Annotated in this window: 11 protein-coding genes; 1 reads left to right on the top strand and 10 read right to left on the bottom strand. The window is 55.2% G+C overall.

The genetic code is table 11. The annotated features are described in order from the left end of the window. From B145_RS24775 to B145_RS0107425, 4 genes are all read right to left on the bottom strand, one after another. The coding region (locus tag B145_RS24775; RefSeq protein ID WP_245541838.1) for a type VI secretion system Vgr family protein at positions 1-709 on the bottom strand (709 nt) is incomplete at its 3' end. Between the two features lie 685 nt (positions 710-1,394). Next, on the bottom strand, positions 1,395-2,099 hold the full coding sequence (locus B145_RS0107415; protein WP_018606320.1) for a family 16 glycosylhydrolase: 705 nt from the start codon (positions 2,097-2,099) through the stop codon (positions 1,395-1,397). 41 nt (positions 2,100-2,140) lie between these two features. Then, entirely contained in the window at positions 2,141-2,872 is a 732-nt protein-coding gene (locus B145_RS28570; protein WP_157288315.1) for a hypothetical protein, read from the bottom strand. 328 nt (positions 2,873-3,200) lie between these two features. Continuing rightward, positions 3,201-4,097, bottom strand: coding sequence for a helix-turn-helix domain-containing protein (locus B145_RS0107425; RefSeq protein WP_018606322.1), 897 nt, complete (start codon positions 4,095-4,097; stop codon positions 3,201-3,203). A gap of 253 nt (positions 4,098-4,350) precedes the next feature. Here B145_RS0107425 and B145_RS0107430 point away from each other — a divergent pair, with 253 nt between their 5' ends. Next, positions 4,351-6,708, top strand: a complete 2,358-nt coding sequence (locus B145_RS0107430) for a glycoside hydrolase family 9 protein (protein WP_018606323.1) — start codon at positions 4,351-4,353, stop codon at positions 6,706-6,708. 203 nt (positions 6,709-6,911) lie between these two features. Here the strand turns inward: B145_RS0107430 and B145_RS28040 are convergent, their stop codons facing one another. From B145_RS28040 to B145_RS24785, 6 genes are all read right to left on the bottom strand, one after another. Next, positions 6,912-9,752, bottom strand: a complete 2,841-nt coding sequence (locus B145_RS28040) for a family 43 glycosylhydrolase (protein WP_211209780.1) — start codon at positions 9,750-9,752, stop codon at positions 6,912-6,914. Positions 9,753-10,399: 647 nt separating this feature from the next. Then, positions 10,400-10,702: an acetolactate synthase small subunit gene (gene ilvN / locus B145_RS0107440; RefSeq protein ID WP_018606327.1), complete on the bottom strand. Its 303-nt coding sequence runs from the start codon at positions 10,700-10,702 to the stop codon at positions 10,400-10,402. A 4-nt stretch (positions 10,703-10,706) separates the two neighbouring features. Next, the gene (ilvB, locus tag B145_RS0107445) at positions 10,707-12,371 is read right to left on the bottom strand and encodes an acetolactate synthase large subunit (RefSeq protein ID WP_018606329.1); all 1,665 of its coding nucleotides are present in this window, start codon (positions 12,369-12,371) and stop codon (positions 10,707-10,709) included. A 357-nt stretch (positions 12,372-12,728) separates the two neighbouring features. Further along, positions 12,729-14,402, bottom strand: a complete 1,674-nt coding sequence (locus tag B145_RS0107450; protein WP_018606330.1) for a long-chain-fatty-acid--CoA ligase — start codon at positions 14,400-14,402, stop codon at positions 12,729-12,731. Between the two features lie 10 nt (positions 14,403-14,412). Then, positions 14,413-17,706 (bottom strand): UvrD-helicase domain-containing protein, encoded by a 3,294-nt coding sequence (locus tag B145_RS0107455; protein ID WP_018606331.1) that lies wholly within the window; start codon positions 17,704-17,706, stop codon positions 14,413-14,415. Beyond that, complete coding sequence (locus tag B145_RS24785) at positions 17,703-20,399, bottom strand: PD-(D/E)XK nuclease family protein (RefSeq protein WP_018606332.1); 2,697 nt, start codon at positions 20,397-20,399, stop codon at positions 17,703-17,705. Before B145_RS24785 ends, B145_RS0107455 begins: the two co-directional genes overlap by 4 nt. Between the last annotated feature and the right edge of the window lie 139 nt (positions 20,400-20,538).

Below are 20,538 nucleotides of genomic sequence, written 5' to 3' on the forward strand. Positions count from 1 at the left end.
AGGGGATGCGGTGGTAGGCGCTGGTGGCCTCATCGGGTTGGTTGGGGCGGTAGGCGCCGTTATGGTCGGCGAGGATGAGGCGGTGGTGGCTGTCTTGGTGTTCGAAGTGGTAGTTGATGCCCCACTCTTGCAGGAGCCGGGTGAGGAAGTCGTAGTCGGTTTCGTTGTATTGGACGCAGTAGTCGCGGACGGGATAGGTTTCGATCAGGCGTTTTTCAACGGGGAAGGGATAGTCGGCGAGGACGGCGTCAATGACCTGGACAGGGGTTTGGTCCTGAAAGACTTTGCAGTCGGTGGTCAGTGTAGCCAGATGCAGCCAGGGACGGAGCGTGAGTTCATAGAGGGCATGACGGCTGTCTTCGCCCAGGAAACGGGCATCGGTGATGAGTGCGTTGATCTCCCGCACGCCTGCACCTTGATTAACAGCACCCGCCGCACCCGAGAGCCCTTCCATGAAGTGCCCATAGCCTTCGAGTTCGATCTGGCAGCTGATCTCTTGACCAATGAAGGTCTCCAGCGCGTAGTTGCTGCCCAGTCCGGCTTTGAAGTTGAGTGCATCCGGGGTCTGCAGCGTGAGGGTGTATTCGAAGAGGCTATTGATGCCTTCGTGACCTTCGAGCTTCAGCGGCACCAGGGCCGCTTGGCCCATCACTTCGGGGATCGCGGCGCTCTTGACTGTCAAGGCACGGGAACTTTTGAATAAACTCATGGCCATAGCAACCCTCCTAGCATACGACTATATCCGAGCATCATTTACACTTGTTTGCAACTCTGACTGATGGTTGAAATAGAGGGATAAACCTGACCCGTCCTGAACTAGGTTGACACCTGCGAGCACAATTTTAGGCGCTGGTTGATTTCTTCCAGAAACTCCAGATGCTCGCGCTGGCGCCGAAAACCGATCAGTTCGACAAACAAGGTGTTCAATCCGGCAGACTCCGACGCACCAGTCCCGCAACGACAGACGCACAACCGCTCATCCCCATGTAGGGACAAGTCGGATGGCATGGCCAAGTTTCATGACAAGAACTTCTGAATAAAAAATGAGATGAAGAAACCGCAAAATGACAAACATCCCACTCAATCAATGACTGGGTGAGATGTTGATGAATATGTAAAATACGCTTAATAACTTCGGCTAAAAGTTAGAGGCAAGATGTCAGTAGTACTTTATAGGGAGATGGTTGGGCTGAAATTCGTCTTTATCAGCCATTGACCTGCATACGGAAAAATGGCCGATCTAGCTTTCAGACCGGCCATGAAGCTCTATTCAGGCTAGGCTCATGCATTTCCTTTGTTAACTTTGGCGCTGATGTTCAACGCAATGCCAAGCCCCACATTCGGATAGGCTTTCTTCATTGCGTTGACGCGTTCTTGAACGACGCAACGCCTGATTAATCGCTAACCTTCACCCAATCATACAGAGCGCCACCACCGCCACCTGTGTAGGTGCCTACAAAGTTCTTGGCGCCAGCAGAATTGTTGCCGACCCAATGGTTCAGCATCAAACGCATGGGGGCCGTTATACTGGTGTTTACACGACGAAATTCATGCTCCACGCCAGCGTCATCCACATTGAACCAACGCACAAAGGTAGGGCGCCATTCAAAACCGATGGTACGCCAGCCTGTGGCCACTGCAAATTGCTGATAGTTCTGCTTGCCTGCCGTCCAGACATTGGTGTGCAAGGTACGGCCAGCATTGATGAACTCAATATCGATTTCAAAGTGATTGGATGTGCCAGCGTTTCCTGTATACAGAAAAAATGAGCTATCTCCCCCTTGAATAGTGCCTGGTTGCATACGCGTGACGAACTTACCGTATGTAAACGACTGCCAGGTACGAATCTCTGCACAACGCATATTACTGGAGTTGCTCGAATTTACATTGAGCTGAAGCGTCCCTTGGCCGGTGCGCCAGACCTCGCTGTAAGCAAAGGTGCAACCGAAAATGTCACCATTGGCCCAGTTGGCGGTTTCCCATGCAGAACCTGCCCCACCCGTTCCATCAAAGCCTTCAAAGAAATTAGTGGCGTGTACAGGCATAGCAGAAACCGCAGCAGCTACCACGAACGCAGCAGTAATCACGTTTTTATGCATTTTTGTCTCCTGTATTTTATAAGTGTATGTAGCGACTACATTTAGTTAGACAGCTTCACATACTCAACCTTTACATCATGTGAGCCATTGCTGTTTGCTTCATTGCGAACATCAATGGCATACAGAGCAGCCTTGATCGAAGCCAGGGTTGGCGGGGTTACGCTGGTGCAGGCGCCGGTATTCGGGAAAGTGAAAGAAGCCGTTGTAAGAGGCAGCGTATATTCCTGCAAGGTAGCACCAGGCGTTACGTTGATTGACCCCGTGTATGCGCAGCCACTTGTATCGACAGGATGGGGCTGCAACATGACCTTGATTACAGAATCCCCGGTATTGGTCGTGGTCAGTTTGATTTTCAGATTGCCGTAACTGGCTGCATTGTAGGTAGTAGAACCTGCCGCTGTTGCATTGCCAGGTGCGGAAAACCGCAGCGCAATACCCGCATACGTCGGGTCGCCCGACAGAACTTCACTGTACGTCACAATTCCGGATGAAAATGCCACAGGTGTAATAACCTGCTTTGTGGCTGCAGTATCTGCATAGCCATAGGTGTCAATAAATCCTCCTTCAGCCGTTGTAGAGGCTGACGACGGAGTAGCGAACGCAACGCACCCCGTGCAAGTTCCGCTTCCTCCGGATGAACCGGAAGGCGTTGAAGAAGAAGTTGCGGGTGCAGAATCACTACTGCTACCACCACATGCCACCAAGGTATTACAGGCCAGCACAGCCAATGCTACGTTCGTCAACTTCAGGGAGTTCACTCTCAAGGCATCCACGATTTGTCTCCAGAATTGTTATCGATTGGGTAAGCGTGCAGTGCAGCATGCAGCATTGGCACCGGGAAATCTATGTTTCCCATACGGCATAATGATCACACTTCACAACACTGCCCGCTGCATGGTAAGACTGCTGCAGAGTGTTGCCCATGTTCGGATCAATGCTCGGTTTACCCTTTTCCCGGATCGTAAAAATGTGTAGTAGAAAATAGTGGGGATTGTCTTTCTGCGCTTTCTAAACTATGTGCATTTCACAATTCAGGAAAACGCAATCCCCTTGGAAGCGACACCCAACACACGGAAAGAGCTGAAAAAAGCAGTTTGTGCCTTAGCTGGAGATGGAGTTCGCTGAACTCATCTGCTGACGATATGCCTGCGGCGAAATAGAAGTCCATCGCTTGAACTGGCGTGAAAAATGCGCCACATCGGCATAACCGAGTTTCTCGCCAACCTGCTGTATCGACAAATTGTTGTCGAAGAGCAGCATGCGCGCACGTTTGAGTTTCATCTGTGAACGGTAACGCCGGGGCGACATGCCGTATACCTTACTGAATAAGGCACAGCCATGCGCCGTGCTATACCCCAATTTCGTAATCAGCGCTTCAATGCTTTGCTCGGTCTCAGGCAACTCGACCTGCATGGTAATCCAGTCGGCCAGTTGCCTGGTCATCTGGAGAACCTGCAACTGCAAGGGTTGGGCATTATCGAGCTGCGCCGCAAGGGTGCGGGCCAGTTCAGCAAGGAATTCGCACAGCGCAGAGACTGATTCCAACCTGTCGGCCAGCAGGAACGTGGAAGGCTGCCGCACCAGTTCAATCAACCGCTGTATTTTGGCGGACAGAGCCTGTGTCACCGGTTCGCCTGCGCGGTAATGGCATGTTCCGGAAAGGCACAGGATCTGCCGCATCATCGGATCGTCAATATCAAAATGCAGGCAGTAAAAGCTGAGTGTTTCAGCGCCTGCGTTACGATTCACATGGGACTCCCCAGGGGTATAGAGCAGAAGATCCCCCTGTTTTTGCAGAATACGGCTGTTCGAAAGCAAGACCTCCTGCTCACCCTCAACAACGTAGATCAACTCAAAATCGGTATGGCTATGGCGCGGATAAGCCCAGCCCGCGCTCACGCGACGGAAATGTGCAGCACGTAGTTCAAAGGTGGTAGAGAGGTTTTGCTGGAAAATATTCTCCAACGCACCTTCCGTACCCAAAGGCAATATTTGCATGAACGTGGTACTCCGTTTTTTCCCCTACTCATTACAACACACTTTTTGCGATCCGCGAAAAGGGTAAACCGAGCATTGATCCGCGCATGGGCAAGTCCGTTTGCCCGTCTTAGTATGCGTCGAACAGCGCCCAGGCGTGTTGTCGTGGAGTGTGCGGCCGTGGTACTTCGGGGGAAGGATAATCCCTCAAGCGCCATCATTGCGCCGCTATTCCCCGCGTTTACCCTATCAATAATAGTACTGGAGACAAATCGTGGATGACTTGAGAGTGAATTCTCTGAAATTGACGAGCCTGACGCTGGCTCTGTCTTGTATGGCGGGCCTGCAAGGCTGCGCGGGTACAAACATGGCAACTCAGGGGGCAAGCGAAGAACTCTTGCTGAATGGAAATTTCAGTCAAGGCACTGATCCGTGGTGGACTGCAGGCGCGACCCTCAAGGCTCAGGACAAAATGGGTTGTGCCTCATTCGGGCAAGCTGGTAGCACCCCTTGGGATGTGATCCTGGGGCAGTCCGGCCTGAACCTGCACAAGGGCGCTCATTATGTTGTGCGGTTCAAGACCCGGGCGCAACTGGGTACTTCAATGAAGATGCTGGTGCAACACGAAACAGCTCCTTACACCAGTTACATCGTGCGAGACATTGCAGTTAGCAAGGATGATAACAGTTACGAATTTGACTTCACCCAGCCCGTCAACGACGAAAAAGGTGTCTTCCAGTTCCAGATGGGCGCGCAAAAGCCCAATACCATATGCGTAGGTGATGTCTCCATTATTGGGCCGCACATCACGGCCAAGGCGGATGACAGTGCCGCCAAGCTGCCAACGGTACGCGTCAATCAGGTCGGCTATCTCACCCATGCACTCAAGCGTGCAACGATCGCCAGTAACGAAAAGGCACCGCAACCATGGTCTCTTTTCGATAGCAACGGCAAAGTGGTGACACAAGGGCAAACAACAGTGTTTGGCCAGAATGAAGCTTCTGGCGAGTTCCTCCATATCGCGGATTTCAGCAGTGTCACCACCCAAGCAAATGGTCTGGTGCTGGACGTTGCAGGCAAAAAGAGCCATCCATTTGCAATCGGAAATGATGTCTATCACAAGCTGAAATTCGACGCCCTGTCGTTTTTCTACCAACAGCGCAGTGGTATCGATATCGCAGCCCAATACGTGCAGCGCCCTGATCTGGCGCGCCCGGCAGGCCACAAACCGGAAAAGGTCACATGCTTTGACAAGCTTGATGACAAAGGCAATAAGTGGCCAGGCTGCGATTTCTCGCTGGATGTAACCGGTGGCTGGTACGACGCGGGTGATCAGGGCAAGTATGTGGTCAATGGCGGGCTTGCCACCTGGACCCTGATGAACCTCTATGAGCGTAGCCAGCTGGTGAAAACCAGCGACAAGGACGCTTTCTCCGATGGCAAGGCAAAAATCCCCGAAAATGCCAATGGGAAGAATGATCTGCTTGACGAAGCACGCTGGCAGATGGACTTCATGCTCGCCATGCAGGTGCCAGAAGGCAAGCAAGTTGCGGTGCCTGTGGGCAACCAGCTCAACAGAATCAACAAGCTCGAACTGAGCAAGATTGATGCCTCCGGCATGGTCTTTCACAAGGTTGCTGACGAGAAGTGGACCGGGCTCCCGACCCCGCCGCACAAGGATCCGCAAGCGCGCTACCTGAGCTATCCGACGACGGCAGCCACCTTGAACCTCGCTGGTACTGCTGCACAGTGCGCCCGTGTCTGGAAGACCCAGGACCCGGAATATGCCAAGCGTTGCCTCACCGCCGCCGAACGCGCCTGGAAGGCTGCCACGAAGAACCCAGAAGTGTATGCCTATGACAACTTCACAGGCTCCGGTCCCTATGAAGACTACGATCTGAAGGATGAATTCTACTGGGCCGCAGCAGAACTCTTCACCACCACGGGCGCAGCCGAATACGAGAAGGCAATGAAGGCCTCGCCGTATTATCTGGCCGCCGCCAGTGGCGACATCAGTGGCGCTGGCGACCTGTTCTGGGCTGACATGCATCTGGCAGGGACCATTACGCTGGCATCAATCCCCAACAAGCTGGCACCTGCTGATGTGAGCCGGGCACGTGCAAACCTGGTTGCGACTGCACAGGGCTATGCCAAACAGGCTGAGCAGGAGGGTTACGTCATTCCCTTCAAGGCGAAGGAGTACTCCTGGGGGTCCAACTCTGCGATTCTGAATCGTGGTCTGGTGTTGGCGCAGGCTTATGACTTTACGGGTGAGCGCAAGTACCTGCAACTTCTGGCCGACTCAATGGATTACCTCCTGGGCCGCAATCCGTTGGATCAATCCTATATCTCCGGCTACGGCTATCGCCCGCTGCGGAATCCGCACCATCGCTTCTGGTCTCACCAGAACGACGCGTCCTCGCCACTGGTGCCACCTGGAGTCATTGCTGGTGGGCCCAACTCGATCAACTTCACTGACCCTGTTGCCATCCGCCTCAAGGGAAAATGTGTACAACAGACCTGCTGGACTGACGATATTGGCGCCTGGACGATGAATGAAGTCGCCGTCAACTGGAACGCCCCCCTGGTTTGGGTAACGAGTTTGCTGGATGAAAACAGCCTCAAGCAGTAATCGCTAACGCAGCAAACACCTACCACACGGGAGACTGCTGAATGGTCTCCCGTGTGTAAGTGCTTGATGACGTCGTCACAAAATGACTGCCGCGCCTCAAACAAAGACTCCCGTACCCCCTGCCGCTCCAACTGGCTGCGTAGAGCTTCTTCCCGTCCAGATTGAAGCAGATACGGCTGATTTTTCCCTGTGATCGGGGAATTTTACTGCAGTCGGAAATAGTCGAAGTCAGCCGATCCCCCAGCGGATTTTGTCCCAAAGTTGAATAAGGCAAACCGATAGCCTATGAATTGCTTGAGGTCATATGTCATATGGAGCGTATTGCCAATCACCTTCCAGCTTGTTCCATCAAGGCTGTAGTAAAACTTCGCTTGATCGGTTTGGTTGCGGAAGTCCATATCAATGCGCAGATAAATCCGGTTTTGGGTCAAACCAATTGTAGCCGCTTCTTTTGGAGTGCCGGTGCTTGCGTCTGTCATGACCACGGCGGTGGCATTGCCCGATTTCTTGACCCCAATCAGTCCATATTGGGTCTGCAAAGCGCCGAGGCCCGCATAGTCACCATCCTTCATGCCTGAAGTTTCCAACGCAACGACTGCAGAGCTTTGTGGGCCGTAGGCGCGTTGTGTCAGGGAGTTGCGGGCACTGAGGAAATCAGCATCCACCCGCGTCGTAGTCAGGCGCAGATAGCCAGGCTTTTTGGCAAGTGACCAGCCGTTGTTATCCGGGTTGTGGTTCCATTGCCAAACCAAAGGAAGCTTGTAAATGCTCTGCTGCCCCTCGTTGAACTCGTCGGAGCTGACAATACCATTCACTCCTTGGCCTGCAACGTAGAAACCGAGCTTTTGTGGTACCTTGCCCGCGACTCCCATTACCGGCCACCCATCCTGCCATGAGACTGGGACGAGGTAGGGGATACGCCCCACTGCACCACTATCGCGGAACAGAAATGCATACCATGTGCCTGACGGGGTATCGATTAGGCCACCTTGTGCGACGCCTTGATCTTGCAATGCAACCCGCCCTTCATACGGACCGGTTAGATTGCTGGCACGATAGATGATTTGCGAGCGCCCCTTACCCGAGGGCCAACTGATGAGCGAAATATAATATCGGCCATTGATCTTTTGAAGATGGGTACCTTCGGCTGCAACGATGAAGCTAGAGCCTGCAACGGAAGATGCCTTCGCAATGATCGTTTGATTCAAGCCACCTTGTTTGATGGCTGAAGCGTCGGCGGTGAGTTCGATGAGCTTGATGTCATCACTCCCGTAAGCAAGAAACACTCGGCCGTTATCAAAAAACAAGGAACTGTCGTGGTAAACACCGTTGAGTGTGGACGTAGTCCAGGGCCCATTCTCAATATCCTTGGTCTTGAAAATGTAGGTCTTGTTGCTAGTGTATGAAAAAGTGCTGACGTAGTAGGTGCCATTTACATAGCGGATACTACTTGCCCAAGAGCCCTTACCGTAGGCGTTCTTGCCATTTTCCAAATTAACACCAGCCTGTGTGTCGTAGGCATAATTGACTACACTCCAATTTACTAGGTCAGTCGACTTCATGATTGGCACACCGGGGCTCATATGCATCGTCGTGCTGGTCATATAGTAGACATTTCCGACCCTAATCACATCAGGGTCGGGAACGTCTGCCCAGACCAGGGGATTACTCGCCTCGACCGAAGCTGCCGTTGTGCTGGATGCGCTAACACTTGCCGCCGACTTGGTCAGTGGTTGGCTGACCGAACTGCCGCCAGAGGACGAAGAACTGCTGCTGGACGACGCACTCAACGAAGGCGTGGTTGCGGCGGCCTCCCCCACAAAAGTTGTCACACTTTTGGGGTCAACTGCAAAGCTGCTTGTACCGCTGACAAGCTTGTAGGTACCACCGTACCCTACGTTGAGCACCTGCGTGGTACTGTATTTGGTAAATGAACTCACTTTGCTGCCTTGCAGCGTTACATTCAGAGTGCGTTGAGACGTGCCATTATTTACAACGACCATCACAATCTTGTCGTCCGGGCTCTTGTAGGCAGTGACAAATACATCTGGATATGGGTTCTCGGTAGCACCGATCCGCTTGTAGCCCGGGCGCACGAAGCGAGCATATTGAGACATGATATAGCCGCGTTTGCTCACCTTGCCGTCTTCGCTCAGCAGGCCATAGCTGCGCCTGATATACCACCAGATGTAGGCATTGAAGTTCGCAGCCATGCACTTGTGCAATTCGGTGCCAACATCAACGGCGGAGGGCCATGCATTCCCGTCACTATTGTCTGTGTAGTGTTCGGTCATCCACAATTCTTTACCCTTGCTGCGCGCAAGCGCGTAATCCTGTGGCGCTTTACCGTAGAGATGTCCGCCTATGATGCTTACGTAAGGGCTGGCCGTTGGGCTCTTGAGGATTGGATCGGTCAGCGCTTGGTTGAAGTTCAAAGATTCTGCCGCCAGTACTTTCAGCAAACTCAGGCGTGAGCCCTGACTACCAAGAAAATTAACAAAGTCGCTCGCCGCCCAATCTCCTGATTCATAATTCGGATGCCAGTCCGGTTCATTCTGCAAAGACAAGGCATAGATCGGCGCATTGTTACGGGCCATGAAGTTCGTGAAATTTAGCAGGTGTGTAGCATATGCACTGTAATATTCAGGCAATAGCTTGCCGCCGTTGACCAGACTCTTGTTGGACTTCATGCTGGCAGGTGCAGACCAGGGCGTGGCAAGTAAAATTGCCCCTAGCGAGTGGGCACGTGCTGCGGAGGGGGTCTGAGTGCCCCAGTTGGCGGACGAGGGGTCAATTCGCATCCGCATGATCGACAGGCCAAGCTGGCCTTGGTTACTACCAAAGGCAGTATCGACTTGAGCTGTCGTAAGGTCGCTAATCCATCCAGCGCCATTCATGCCTCCGAAACCTCGGATTGTTTGATATTCAGTCGCAGGATTGATACTCACAACCTGCGCTTCCGTTTGCACTGTATACAAACAGAACAAGCCAAGCAGAGATGGAAGTATAAGCTCGCGGACACGCCATTGCCCAATGTTTATCACGACAACTCCTCTTGAATGCACCAATGAATTTATTTAAAGGAAAACACCTGATTGGCGTTAAACTTTGAATATGCATACAACAATAGCATTCAAAAATAACAAATCATAATATTTATTCGACGAACGGCATTCTAACAAACACTCCATATTTCGACTATTTTAATTGAAATATCCATATATATCGCATGAAATAACATGTACATCTATGACACAAATATGTCTTGACATGCGATTACCGGCCAACCTGAGTTAAGCGCTTGGCGTTTCGCTAGCCAGCAAAAATGATCCGACTTCTATTTTTGCATCAAGGCAACGCTGAATGAGTTCCGATCAGACGCGTAATTTGCGTGCCGATATGAGCAGGCAGCCGGGGGGCAAGACTGAAACTTTCTATGGTTGTAGATCAACACGAGGGCACTGAAAAATATCGTCGGCCAACCAGCACTTCGTGCAACACTGGTTCAATCTGGCCGATGCGCGCGTGAGGATGCGCTGCCCGATGGTTCAGTGCTCTGGTATTTCGTGGGCATTGATCTGAGCCAGATCACGCGCTAGGATTTAGTATGCAAATCATATACTCAAATGGGTTCTGCCCGTTTTTGCACGAATCCCGGCTAACCCATTAAATGGGGCCGCAGCCCCATTGATCACGCAAAGAATTCTTCTAAACGGTCGAACACAAGATGGCTGGCGCCATGCCTGATGACTGAGATCACATCCTCCAGCTTCTCCACCTGTGCAATCATTTGTGAGAGACGCTCATCCTCGCGCACCAGCAGCCAGATGCGGCTCTCTGTACCATCGCCCACCGGCATGCACAAAATCCCCTCCACGTTGAAGGCGCGCCGGGCAAACAGGCCGCATACATGCGTCATTACACCCGGATGGTTGCGCACATTCAGTTCCAGAATCACCTTATCCGCAGGCTCCAGTTTCATTGCAGCATTCATTCTGTCAGTCTCCAATCATTTCTGTATTGGCTGCCCCCGGTGGCACCATGGGCAACACTTTCTGGTTGACGTCAATGGAACAATGGATCAGGCATGGCCCCTTGGTTGCCAGCGCCTGGGCAAGCATGGCACGTGGATCGGCCGCCTTGTCCAGATCGAAAGTGTGCATGCCGAAACCTTCGGCGATCTTCACAAAATCGGTTCTCTTGCGATAATCCGAGGCGTAATAACGTTCCCCATAAAACATGTTCTGCTGTTGATGCACCAAGCCTAGCGACTGGTTGTTCATCAGCACCACCTTGATGTTGACGTCTTCTTCCACGGCGGTGGCCATTTCCTGGATGTTCATCTTCAGACTACCATCGCCCGAGAAACAGACCACGGTGCGTTCTGGTTCAGCCAGGGCGGCCCCAATCGCGGCAGGCATGCCGAAACCCATGGTCCCCAGGCCACCCGAAGTCAGCCACTGGCGCGCGCGTCGCAAGGGGTAGGCTTGGGCCACCCACATCTGGTGCTGCCCCACATCGGTCGCAATGACAGCTTCATCGTCCAAAGCCTCCGCCACCGCAAGCACCAAGCCATAATGGCTACGTGGGTCTTCCGAGTCCAGCATTTGCATCGGGAACTGAGCCTTCAACAAACGAACCCGTTCGAGCCAGTTTTCACGCAATTTGACCTGGATGTGCGGCAGCAAAGCAGCCAACGCAGTCGCCACATCAGCCTGGATACCAATATGGGGGCGGCGGATTTTACCCAGTTCGGCAGCATCCACGTCGATGTGGATCACAGAGGCATTCGGGCAGAATTTCTCGGCCTTGCCAATAGCCCGGTCATCAAAGCGGGCGCCCACCACGATCAACAGATCTGCCTCTTCCAGCACATAGTTGGTATAGCGTGCTGCATGCATGCCCAGCATGCCCACCGACAAGGGGTGATCGACCGGCATGGCCCCCAGCGCCATCAGCGTCATGGTCGTAGGCAAACCTCCTTGCTCGGCCAACATCATGGTCTGGGCAGCCGCTTCGGCAGCAATCACCCCGCCACCGATATAGAGCACAGGGCGTTCAGCCGCGTTGATCATTGCTGCGGCCTGCTGGATCTGCGTCATGTTGACTGCGGAAGGCTCATCCCGCTTGCCTGGTGCAGGCAGCTCATCAATTTCGATCATGGCCGTCTGCACATCCTTCGGGATATCTACCCACACCGGGCCGGGGCGGCCCGATTCGGCAATGCGGAATGCCTCGGGAATCACATGCAGCAGCTCTTCAACGCTGTGAACCAGCCAATTGTGTTTGGTGACCGGGATGGAAATGCCGTAGGTATCCACTTCCTGAAAGGCATCGGTACCGATCATGGATGAAGGCACTTGCCCGGTGATACACACCAGCGGAATGGAATCGAGCTTGGCGTCTGCAATCGGCGTGACCAGATTGGTCGCCCCTGGCCCGCTGGATGAGATACACACCCCTGCCCGGCCACTGACTCGTGCCATCCCTTGGGCGATAAAACCGGCACCCTGCTCGTGGCGTGCCAAGACATGGTGAATCTTGGTGCTGCCCGCCAAAGCGTCGTACAGCGGTAAAGCCGCGCCACCGGGAATGCCTGCCACGGTAGTGATGCCCTGCTGCTCAAGCAGGCGAACAATCAACTGCGCCCCTGAAATCTGCATCGCAATGCTCCTGAATCTGTCTAGGCCGACAGCCGGAGGGGGCAAGAAAAACCCCCGTCGGCTAGCGCCGGCGGGGGTTGAAATCCTTAAGTCTAACTGGTCCCCGTTACGGCGCGTTGCCGACTACGCTTACTACTACGCGTACGACTACGTCTGCTACCACGGGGGCAGCAGCAGTGATCGGAGCGGAGCAATAAACAGAGTTCACGGAGAAAAATTAAACCGAAGTGAGAAACGCAATTCCATTGAAGCACAGATAAACGGCGACCTCAAGTGCCCCAAGGCATGTACCGCTTGGAGCCCATCAAGCTTTCGGCTCCCATCTGCATCCGTCATAACATACAGCCAGAAAGGCTTTCAGCCCTTTTCGACCTCGTTTCGCAGCGCCCGACGTAGAATTTTTCCTACATTGGTTTTAGGCAAACTGTCACGAAATTCCACAAAATGTGGAACCTTGTAGCGAGTCAGATCCTTCTTGCAATGGCGAATGATGTCATCCACGGTCAGCTTGGGGTCTTTACGCACTACAAACAATTTGACCGCCTCACCCGAATGAGCATCCGGTACGCCAATCACAGCCGCCTCTGCCACACCAGGGTGGGTCGCAACTACATCCTCGATTTCATTTGGATAGACGTTGAACCCCGACACCACAATGATATCTTTCTTGCGATCCACTACTCGGAAGAAACCACCTTCATCCATCACTGCCACGTCCCCGGTGCGCAGGAAACCATCTTCGGTCATCACCTTGGCGGTTTCATCCGGGGCATTCCAATAGCCAAGCATCACCTGGGGGCCACGGCCACACAATTCGCCGGGGCTGCCAGGAGGGACTTCCTTGCCATCCTCATCGCGCAAAGAAAGTTCGGTAGAAGGCAGGGGCAAGCCAATTGCGCCATTAAATGCCTTCAGGTTGACCGGGTTGATGCACAACGCGGGCGAAGCTTCAGTCAGCCCATAGGCTTCCAGCAGCATACCACCCGTCACTTGTTGCCAGCGGTCCGCCACGGCTTTCTGCGTGGCCATGCCGCCGCCCAATGACAGATGCAGGCGCGAGAAATCCAGCTTGGCAAAGTCAGGGTGATTGAGTAGCGCGTTGAAAAGTGTGTTGACGCCCGTAATCACCGTAAAGGGATATTTCGCCAGTTCCTTGATAAAGCCGGGAATGTCACGCGGATTGGGAATCAGGACGTTGCTGGCACCGATCATGAAAAAGAAGATGCAGTTCGCGGTCAGCGAAAAGATGTGATACAGCGGCAAAGCCGTGACCACCACTTCCTGCCCCTCGCACAAGTTACCTTGCACCCAGGCATGGGCCTGCAGCACGTTGGCAAGCGGGTTGCCGTGCCGCAGCATCGCGCCTTTGGCCACCCCGGTCGTCCCCCCCGTGTATTGCAGAAACGCCAAATCCTGCAAACTCACATCCACGGGTTTGAACGCTTGGCGTGCGCCTTGACTCAGGGTCTTGTTAAACCGCACGGCATTGGGTAAAGACCACTTCGGCACCATCTTCTTGACGTGCCGTACCACAAAGTTGATCAGCCCGCCCCGCACCGTCCCCAGCATATCCCCCAGGCTTGCCACCACCACATGTTTGACCACCGTATGGTCGATCACCTTCTGCAAGGTATGTGCGAAGTTCTCGATGATGACGATCACCTGGGCACCCGAATCCTTCAACTGGTGTTCCAGTTCGCGCGGAGTATAGAGCGGGTTGCAATTGACAACCGTGTAGCCCCCCAGCATCGCACCAAACAGGCTGACGGGGTACTGCAACACGTTGGGCATCATCAATGCAATGCGCGTGCCCTTGGGCAACTTGAGTTCATTTTGCAGGTAGCTGGCAAACTGTCGCGCCAATACCCCTACCTGGCGGAAGCTCAGTTGCCCGCCCATGCAGTAGTAGGCGGTACGGTCACCCCAACGCTCCACACCATACTCAAACAACGCGCCAATCGATGAAAAACGCGCAACATCCACCTCGGCAGGCACCCCTGGGGGGTAGCTTGCCAACCAAGCCTTCTCCATCCGCTCTCCTCTATACCTCTAGCTCGCCTGCGTCAGTAAAGATCAACAGGGCCTTGACGATCCGGCCGCTGAAAATCTGCCGCATGACTCTACAATAGGTGGCAAGCTGGCTGCGGTAACTGTCCAACAACGCCTGTTCAGGACGCCCGCCGCTCTTGTAATCCAGAATCCAGATCATCTCACCATCATCCACCCAGCGGTCAATCCGCCCGATGGAACCATCTTCGGCCACGAAACTTACCTCACTGCCCGATTTGTATGCCCCTGCCGGATCAAAAAACTTCGCCAAATGTGGGCGGCGGAGGATACCACGGGCAGCCGCCACAACCTCAGGAACACTTTCCGGCGTCGGCACACCCCGCGTATAGGCTTCCAGCCAAGCATGCAGTGCCGTACCAAAAGCCATGCCAACATGGTCGATCTGCACTTGAGCGGGCCGCTGCTCCCCAATGCGGATCGGTACGTACCCGCTGCCATCCCCTGCCGTTTGCGGTTCTGCCGGAGATGCCAATGCTTGCTCCGGCATGTCACCCCAAACCCCCGTTTCACTTCCCAAGCGCTCAACTGCGGCTGCCACACGACTGTATGCTGTTGCGGCAGTTGTATTGCGGGCGGATTCCACACCACTCACAAACAGAACCTGCTCGGCACGGGTGATCGCCACGTATAGCAGATTCAACTCCTCACGCAGAGCCGCCTCACGCTCTCTCGTCAAGATCGGCACATGCACCTGCCCGACCGCTCCCAGACTACCTATCAGCGAAAAATGTTCTGGCGAGAGTTCATCCGCAGGCCAGTCTTGCGCCACATCAAAGCCTTCCGGTGGCCGCGCATTGCTGTTTGCATCAATCAGCCAGACAATCGGCGCTTCCAAACCTTTGGCGCCGTGGATCGTCATGATGCGAACCCGCCCAAGCCCTTCGGAAACACTGGCGATCAAGCCTTCGTCCGGCGCCTCCTCATCCGTGCTCGATAGGCGTCGCAGCTCATCGACAAAGCGGGTCAGGCTTGGGTAACGCCCTGCATCCACATTCAACGAGAGTTCCAGCAGCGCTTCCAGGTTGGCATGCACACCGGGCCACAAGGCGGGTGGCAACACTGCCCGACAACGCTCCAGCCACTGTGCCTCATGAAACATGCGGTCGATCAAATCGTGTGCAGGCAGGTACTGTGAGGCATCCAGCCAACGCCTCAGCAGGCGGACAGCTCGACGTTCAGCGCCTTCCTGCGCTGCCATATCCCCTACTTCCTCCCCTACATCCTCCTGCTTGGCTCGCTTCTGCAAGCAGTGCCACCAAGCCTGCCCAGGCTGTGCAGACAAGGCAAGCAAAACATCGTCTCCCAAGCCAAATGCAGGCATGCGCAATACCTGCGCCAAGGCCAGATTGTCTCCGGGGTCGGCCAGGAAACGCAGCGTAGCGAGCAGGTCTTGCGCCTCAAGCGTATTGAGCAGGCCACCACGCCCTGGGCTGACAAAGGGAATCCCGGCGTGGCGCAGTGCGGCCTCATACACGGCCAGTTGAGTGGTACGACGGGTCAGGATCAGGATGTCACTATAGCGTGCAGGCCGTTCCTGCCTGTCCTTACCGCGCACAGCCATCGCAGGCCCGGCTTCCCCAACCATAGCCTGAACCCGCTCCACCAGGATGGCGGCTTCGGCAGCGCGGCGCTGGTCTTCCACATCAAGCCTGGGGCTTTCGAGTGGCAAACGGAAACCGGTATCTTCAGCTCCGCCAGCGGAAGCGTCTGCCGCATTGACCGGAATCAATGGCAATACTTCCACCTTGCCCGGTAACGCTTCCCATTCCGTCGTTTGTGGGGTAAAGCCTTCAAACAAAGGCTCGGCGGCAAACAGTTCATTGACCAGATCGACAATCACCGGTGCATTACGGAAAGTGTGCGCATTGCTCTGGTGGCTGGCTCCGAATTCCTTTTCAAAATACCTTGCGGCCGCAGTAAACAACTTGGGTTCGGCACGGCGAAAGCGGTAGATGGATTGCTTGGGGTCTCCGACCAGAAACACGCTGGGCGGCGTCACGCCCGCACTGGCATAGGCATCCAGCCAACCACGCAGAATGCGCCATTGCAGCGGGTTGGTATCCTGGAACTCATCCAGCAGAATATGTTTGTAGCGTGCGTCCAGGCGAGCTTGCAGGTACGCGGCGGACCCCTCGCGTGCGAGCAGCCCATCAATTTCCGCTTCCAGATCGGAGAAATCCATGATCCGGCGACTCTGCTTGATATGCGCGAGTTTGGCCAACAAGGCGTCTCCGACCATCAAGGCGTGGCGGTTCAACTCCCCGGTATCCTGATCGCGCAAAGCTCCCTGAGCCTCGGTCAAGGCTTCGCATAATTCGGCAAACCGGCGCAGCAGTTGTTCCACCCCGGCTTCACCATGCAAAGCCTGATAGGCCTTGACAGGCTTGAGCGCACGCGGCTCACCTTTACCCGTCAATAGACCCGACGCCAGTATTGCAAAAGCTTCGGGCCATTCAGCACAGGCCAATGCCTCCTGGATAGCCGTCGCCATTTTGGCGCCTGCCGCACCGGTTCCTGTCAAAGCCGTGGCAAAGTCTGCAAAATCCTGCAGGCGGTTAGGATTGAAAAACCTCGCCAACACATCGAAGCCGACGCCAAATACAGCGTCACTCCAAGCCAGGGCTCCTTCGGTGTCACCCTGTTTGTTCTGCCAGACATGCCACTCTGCACGGCGGTCAACAAAACGGCGCAACAGTTTGCGGGTATTCCAGGCACCTAACTCGGCATAGAGCCAGAGCAGAGATTGGGCCATGGGTTTTTCGGGTGCGCGGCTGCATTCTGCCGCCAACACCACCCAGGCTTCATCGAGCAGGCTGGCGCCACCTTCATCCAGGCTTCTACCAGCCAGCCCACTATCGAGCGGCGCCCCGCCCAGCAAACGGGCAAACCAGCCATGGAAGGTGGTGATGGTAATAGGGGGGTCTGCGTGCAAGACACTTTCAAACAGGCTGCGGCAGCTTACGATCTTGCTCTGCGCCTCATCTTGCGACAGCCCACGCTCACAGAGTTCTTTGACGATGCGCCCATCCTCGGCGGTCGCCAACATTGCCAGGAGACCACGCAAGCGGGCTTCGATTTCGCGTGCGGCCTTACGGGTATAGGTAATCGCCAAGATTTGCCCAGGGCGCGCACCATCAAGCAGAAGACACAGCAGGCGCGAAGTCAACAACCAGGTTTTACCACTCCCGGCGCAGGCTTCCACGGCAACACTGTGAGCGGGGACCAGGGCATGGAAACGCTGTTGTTGGCGTTGCAAGGCACTCATGCCAGCCACTCCTTGCGGCAGATACCACGCATTTCACACCAGACGCAGGCACTCTCGGCACCGTGGGCAGGCATCCCCTGGCCTTCATACATGGCAACAAAACTCATGGTGATGCAGTCCTGCAAAGCCTCGGCACGGGATTCCGGCTCATCCAGGCTCACAGCTGCCACAGTCTCGTCATCGAGTGCAACATAAGCCGCCTCGCCAATGCGCGTACCTTTGAGCAAGGCGTAAAAGGCCAATTGCGTATCATCCGGGTCTGCCACCTGACGCTTCAAGGCGCTCTGGCTACGGGACTTGTAATCCAGCACAGCGGTCTCCTCACCATCCGTACCCGTCCGCCGATCACTACGGTCAATGCGCCCTTGCAGACGCAGGTGCCGCTGCTGCCCCAATTCATGTTCACGCTGGATGTCCACCTCACCTTCCACCCAACGCCAGCCTTGGGCTTCGCGCTCGCGTTGCCAATGGATATAGCTGGCCAGATGCTGCCGCCAACGCAACCGCCAAGCATGATCCTGAAAATTACGTGCGACCACCTCAGCAAAAGCCTCTTCGGTAATCGTTTCAAGTGCGGACAACAACTGGTCATCGTCCTGCCCTGCCAGACAGGGGAAGCGACGGTGAAAAATATTCAAAATGGCATGCAACTGCTCACCAAAATCGCTTTTCTCCATCGCCTCGCTCAACTCATCCATTTCGGCCAGACGCAGCACGTAACGGGCAAAGTAGCGATAAGGGCAGGCAAGCAGGGTCTGCATGGCACTGGCTGAGAGGCGCTCAGGCACACGCTCTTCGGGCACCGCGGGGCACGCAGGAAGAGGCGGCGCAATCTCTGTACTGGCTTCCACCACATGCGTGGTGGGCGTTTTAACAACTTCCCTGCCTGCCGCCAGTTGCATCGCTGCAGTCAAAACGGCAACATCAACAGCAGGCATCAGTTCTTCATCCCGACGCATGCGTTGCCATGCGATCACACTTTCCCCTGCTGCCAACAGCATCCCAGCGAGGTCTTCCCGCAACTGTTGGCGTTGCAGCTCTAATCCAGGCAAGCCAAGCTGACGACGGACCCCGGCATGGCTCAGCCAAGCCGGAGCGCTTGGGGGCGCCATGTGCTCGGAATCGGCGCCGATCACGATCGCCGCCTCAAAAGGGCGCAGGCGTGTAGCCGCTAAGTGGGTCATGATGAGGGGGCTGGTGATGCTCTCATCACGGAACAACACTGCATCCATCTGCCGGTTAAACCAGGTTCGCCAGCTATTGAAGCTGAAACCTTCGTCATCCCCAGCCAATTCCCCCATCCGCACCTGCAACCATTCGAGCCATTGGCGCCCGGCCATGTCTGCCGCCAGACTTTCACCTGCCCCCAGAATCTGCAGGCTTTTTTCCAGGCGTCGCAACCACTCAGCCATCCCACAGGTATGATGCGGCGCCATGACTTCCCGCGCCTCACGCAGCCGCAAGAGCAATACGGCCGCATCGGCGTGCTCGGGCCCGGCTTCAGCCAACAAGCGATCCAGCCCGCTAGCAAGACTGCGTTCCCGAATCAAGGCCTCCAGTTGATGGCTAGCCGCTCCACGCTGCAATGCAGGGACATCGGCAAACACCAGCGGGGCACGTAACAAATCGACCACGGCCCGATGGTAGGCATCAGAAGCCAGCACCTCCAGCCATGCATCCACCACGGCGGCGGCCCGGGTCGTCGCCATCTTCCAGCCGGTTTCGTCCAGCACAAGCACGCCTTTGCGCTCCAGCAAAGCTCGGGCACGGCGTGCGGCCAAGCGGTCGGCAGCGACCAGCGCAATGTCACGCTTGCCTGCGTGCAACCACGCCAGGACTTGGTCAGCTACCGCCTGCCCCAAGGATTCCAGGTTTTCGCAGGCAATGAATTTGACTCGCTCAAGAAACTGTTCCGCCTCTTGCGTTGCAACATCAGCCATGCGCTCGTGCAGACACACACTGTCTGTTTGAGGCCAAACCGCAGCAAGTGTATGCGCCAGAAGATCACGTGCTTCAGTGCGATCCGGCACCATCAACAGCACTGGCACACGCTCCGCAGCCAGATTCAGCATCGGCTCGATCAAAGCGTAATCACGATGCTCCGCCATGACAACCAATGGACCTTGCAGCGAAGCCACCGCCATGCGGGAAGCGAGCAGACGCGCCATGATCCGGGAGGGGCGTCCCTGTGCTTCTGCCAGCCACAGCGTATTGACGAGCTTGGCCTCAAATGCCAGTGAAGCCGAATCATGCAGTTCGAAGGCGGCTTCCAACTTCGCCAGCAATTCGCCTTCGTCAATCGGTAGGCTGACACTGGCCTCGGTCAGTGCATCAAAGAGTTGGATGAGTTCAGCCACCACATCCCACAGCAAAGCCTCATCAAACCAGCCTTTACCACGCAGCAGGGCATGCAGAACAAGCTGGCGGCGGGAATCCGGCAAGGCGTTCAAGCCTGCCACCCAGGGCTCGACGAAGCTGGAGAACGTCTGCATGCGGGGCAGCAACAAGGCGCTACCCGCCTGCTCAACCATGTGCTGGGAAAGCGGCTGGGCAAGCTTGAGGTTCGGTAGAATCAGCGTAGCTGCAGAGAGATCGGAGGGATTCCCGGCTTGATGCGCAAAATCAAGGAGCAAGGCGGCGGCATGCGACAGAAATTTGGCATCCGGGGCGAGGCGTTTGATGAGCAGACTCATATTGAAGATCGCAGAAAGCCCCTGATAAACCGGCCCGCACCATCATTTTGGTACATGGACAGGTTCCAAACACAAAGGCCCAACCTTGTACAACACAAGGCTGAGCCAATGAAGCAAAGCGGTCTGGGGCAATGCCCCA

Origin of the sequence: Uliginosibacterium gangwonense DSM 18521 (assembly GCF_000373965.1) — a bacterium.
In the GTDB taxonomy this organism is placed as follows: domain Bacteria; phylum Pseudomonadota; class Gammaproteobacteria; order Burkholderiales; family Rhodocyclaceae; genus Uliginosibacterium; species Uliginosibacterium gangwonense.

Bases quoted from the DNA above. Each gene is read 5' to 3' on its own strand.
- B145_RS0107415 (WP_018606320.1), bottom strand. From the start codon at position 2,099: ATGCATAAAAACGTGATTACTGCTGCGTTCGTGGTAGCTGCTGCGGTT.
- B145_RS0107425 (WP_018606322.1), bottom strand. From the start codon at position 4,097: ATGCAAATATTGCCTTTGGGTACGGAAGGTGCGTTGGAGAATATTTTC.
- ilvN (WP_018606327.1), bottom strand. From the start codon at position 10,702: ATGAATGCTGCAATGAAACTGGAGCCTGCGGATAAGGTGATTCTGGAA.
- ilvB (WP_018606329.1), bottom strand. From the start codon at position 12,371: ATGCAGATTTCAGGGGCGCAGTTGATTGTTCGCCTGCTTGAGCAGCAG.
- B145_RS0107450 (WP_018606330.1), bottom strand. From the start codon at position 14,402: ATGGAGAAGGCTTGGTTGGCAAGCTACCCCCCAGGGGTGCCTGCCGAG.
- B145_RS0107455 (WP_018606331.1), bottom strand. From the start codon at position 17,706: ATGAGTGCCTTGCAACGCCAACAACAGCGTTTCCATGCCCTGGTCCCC.
- B145_RS24785 (WP_018606332.1), bottom strand. From the start codon at position 20,399: ATGAGTCTGCTCATCAAACGCCTCGCCCCGGATGCCAAATTTCTGTCG.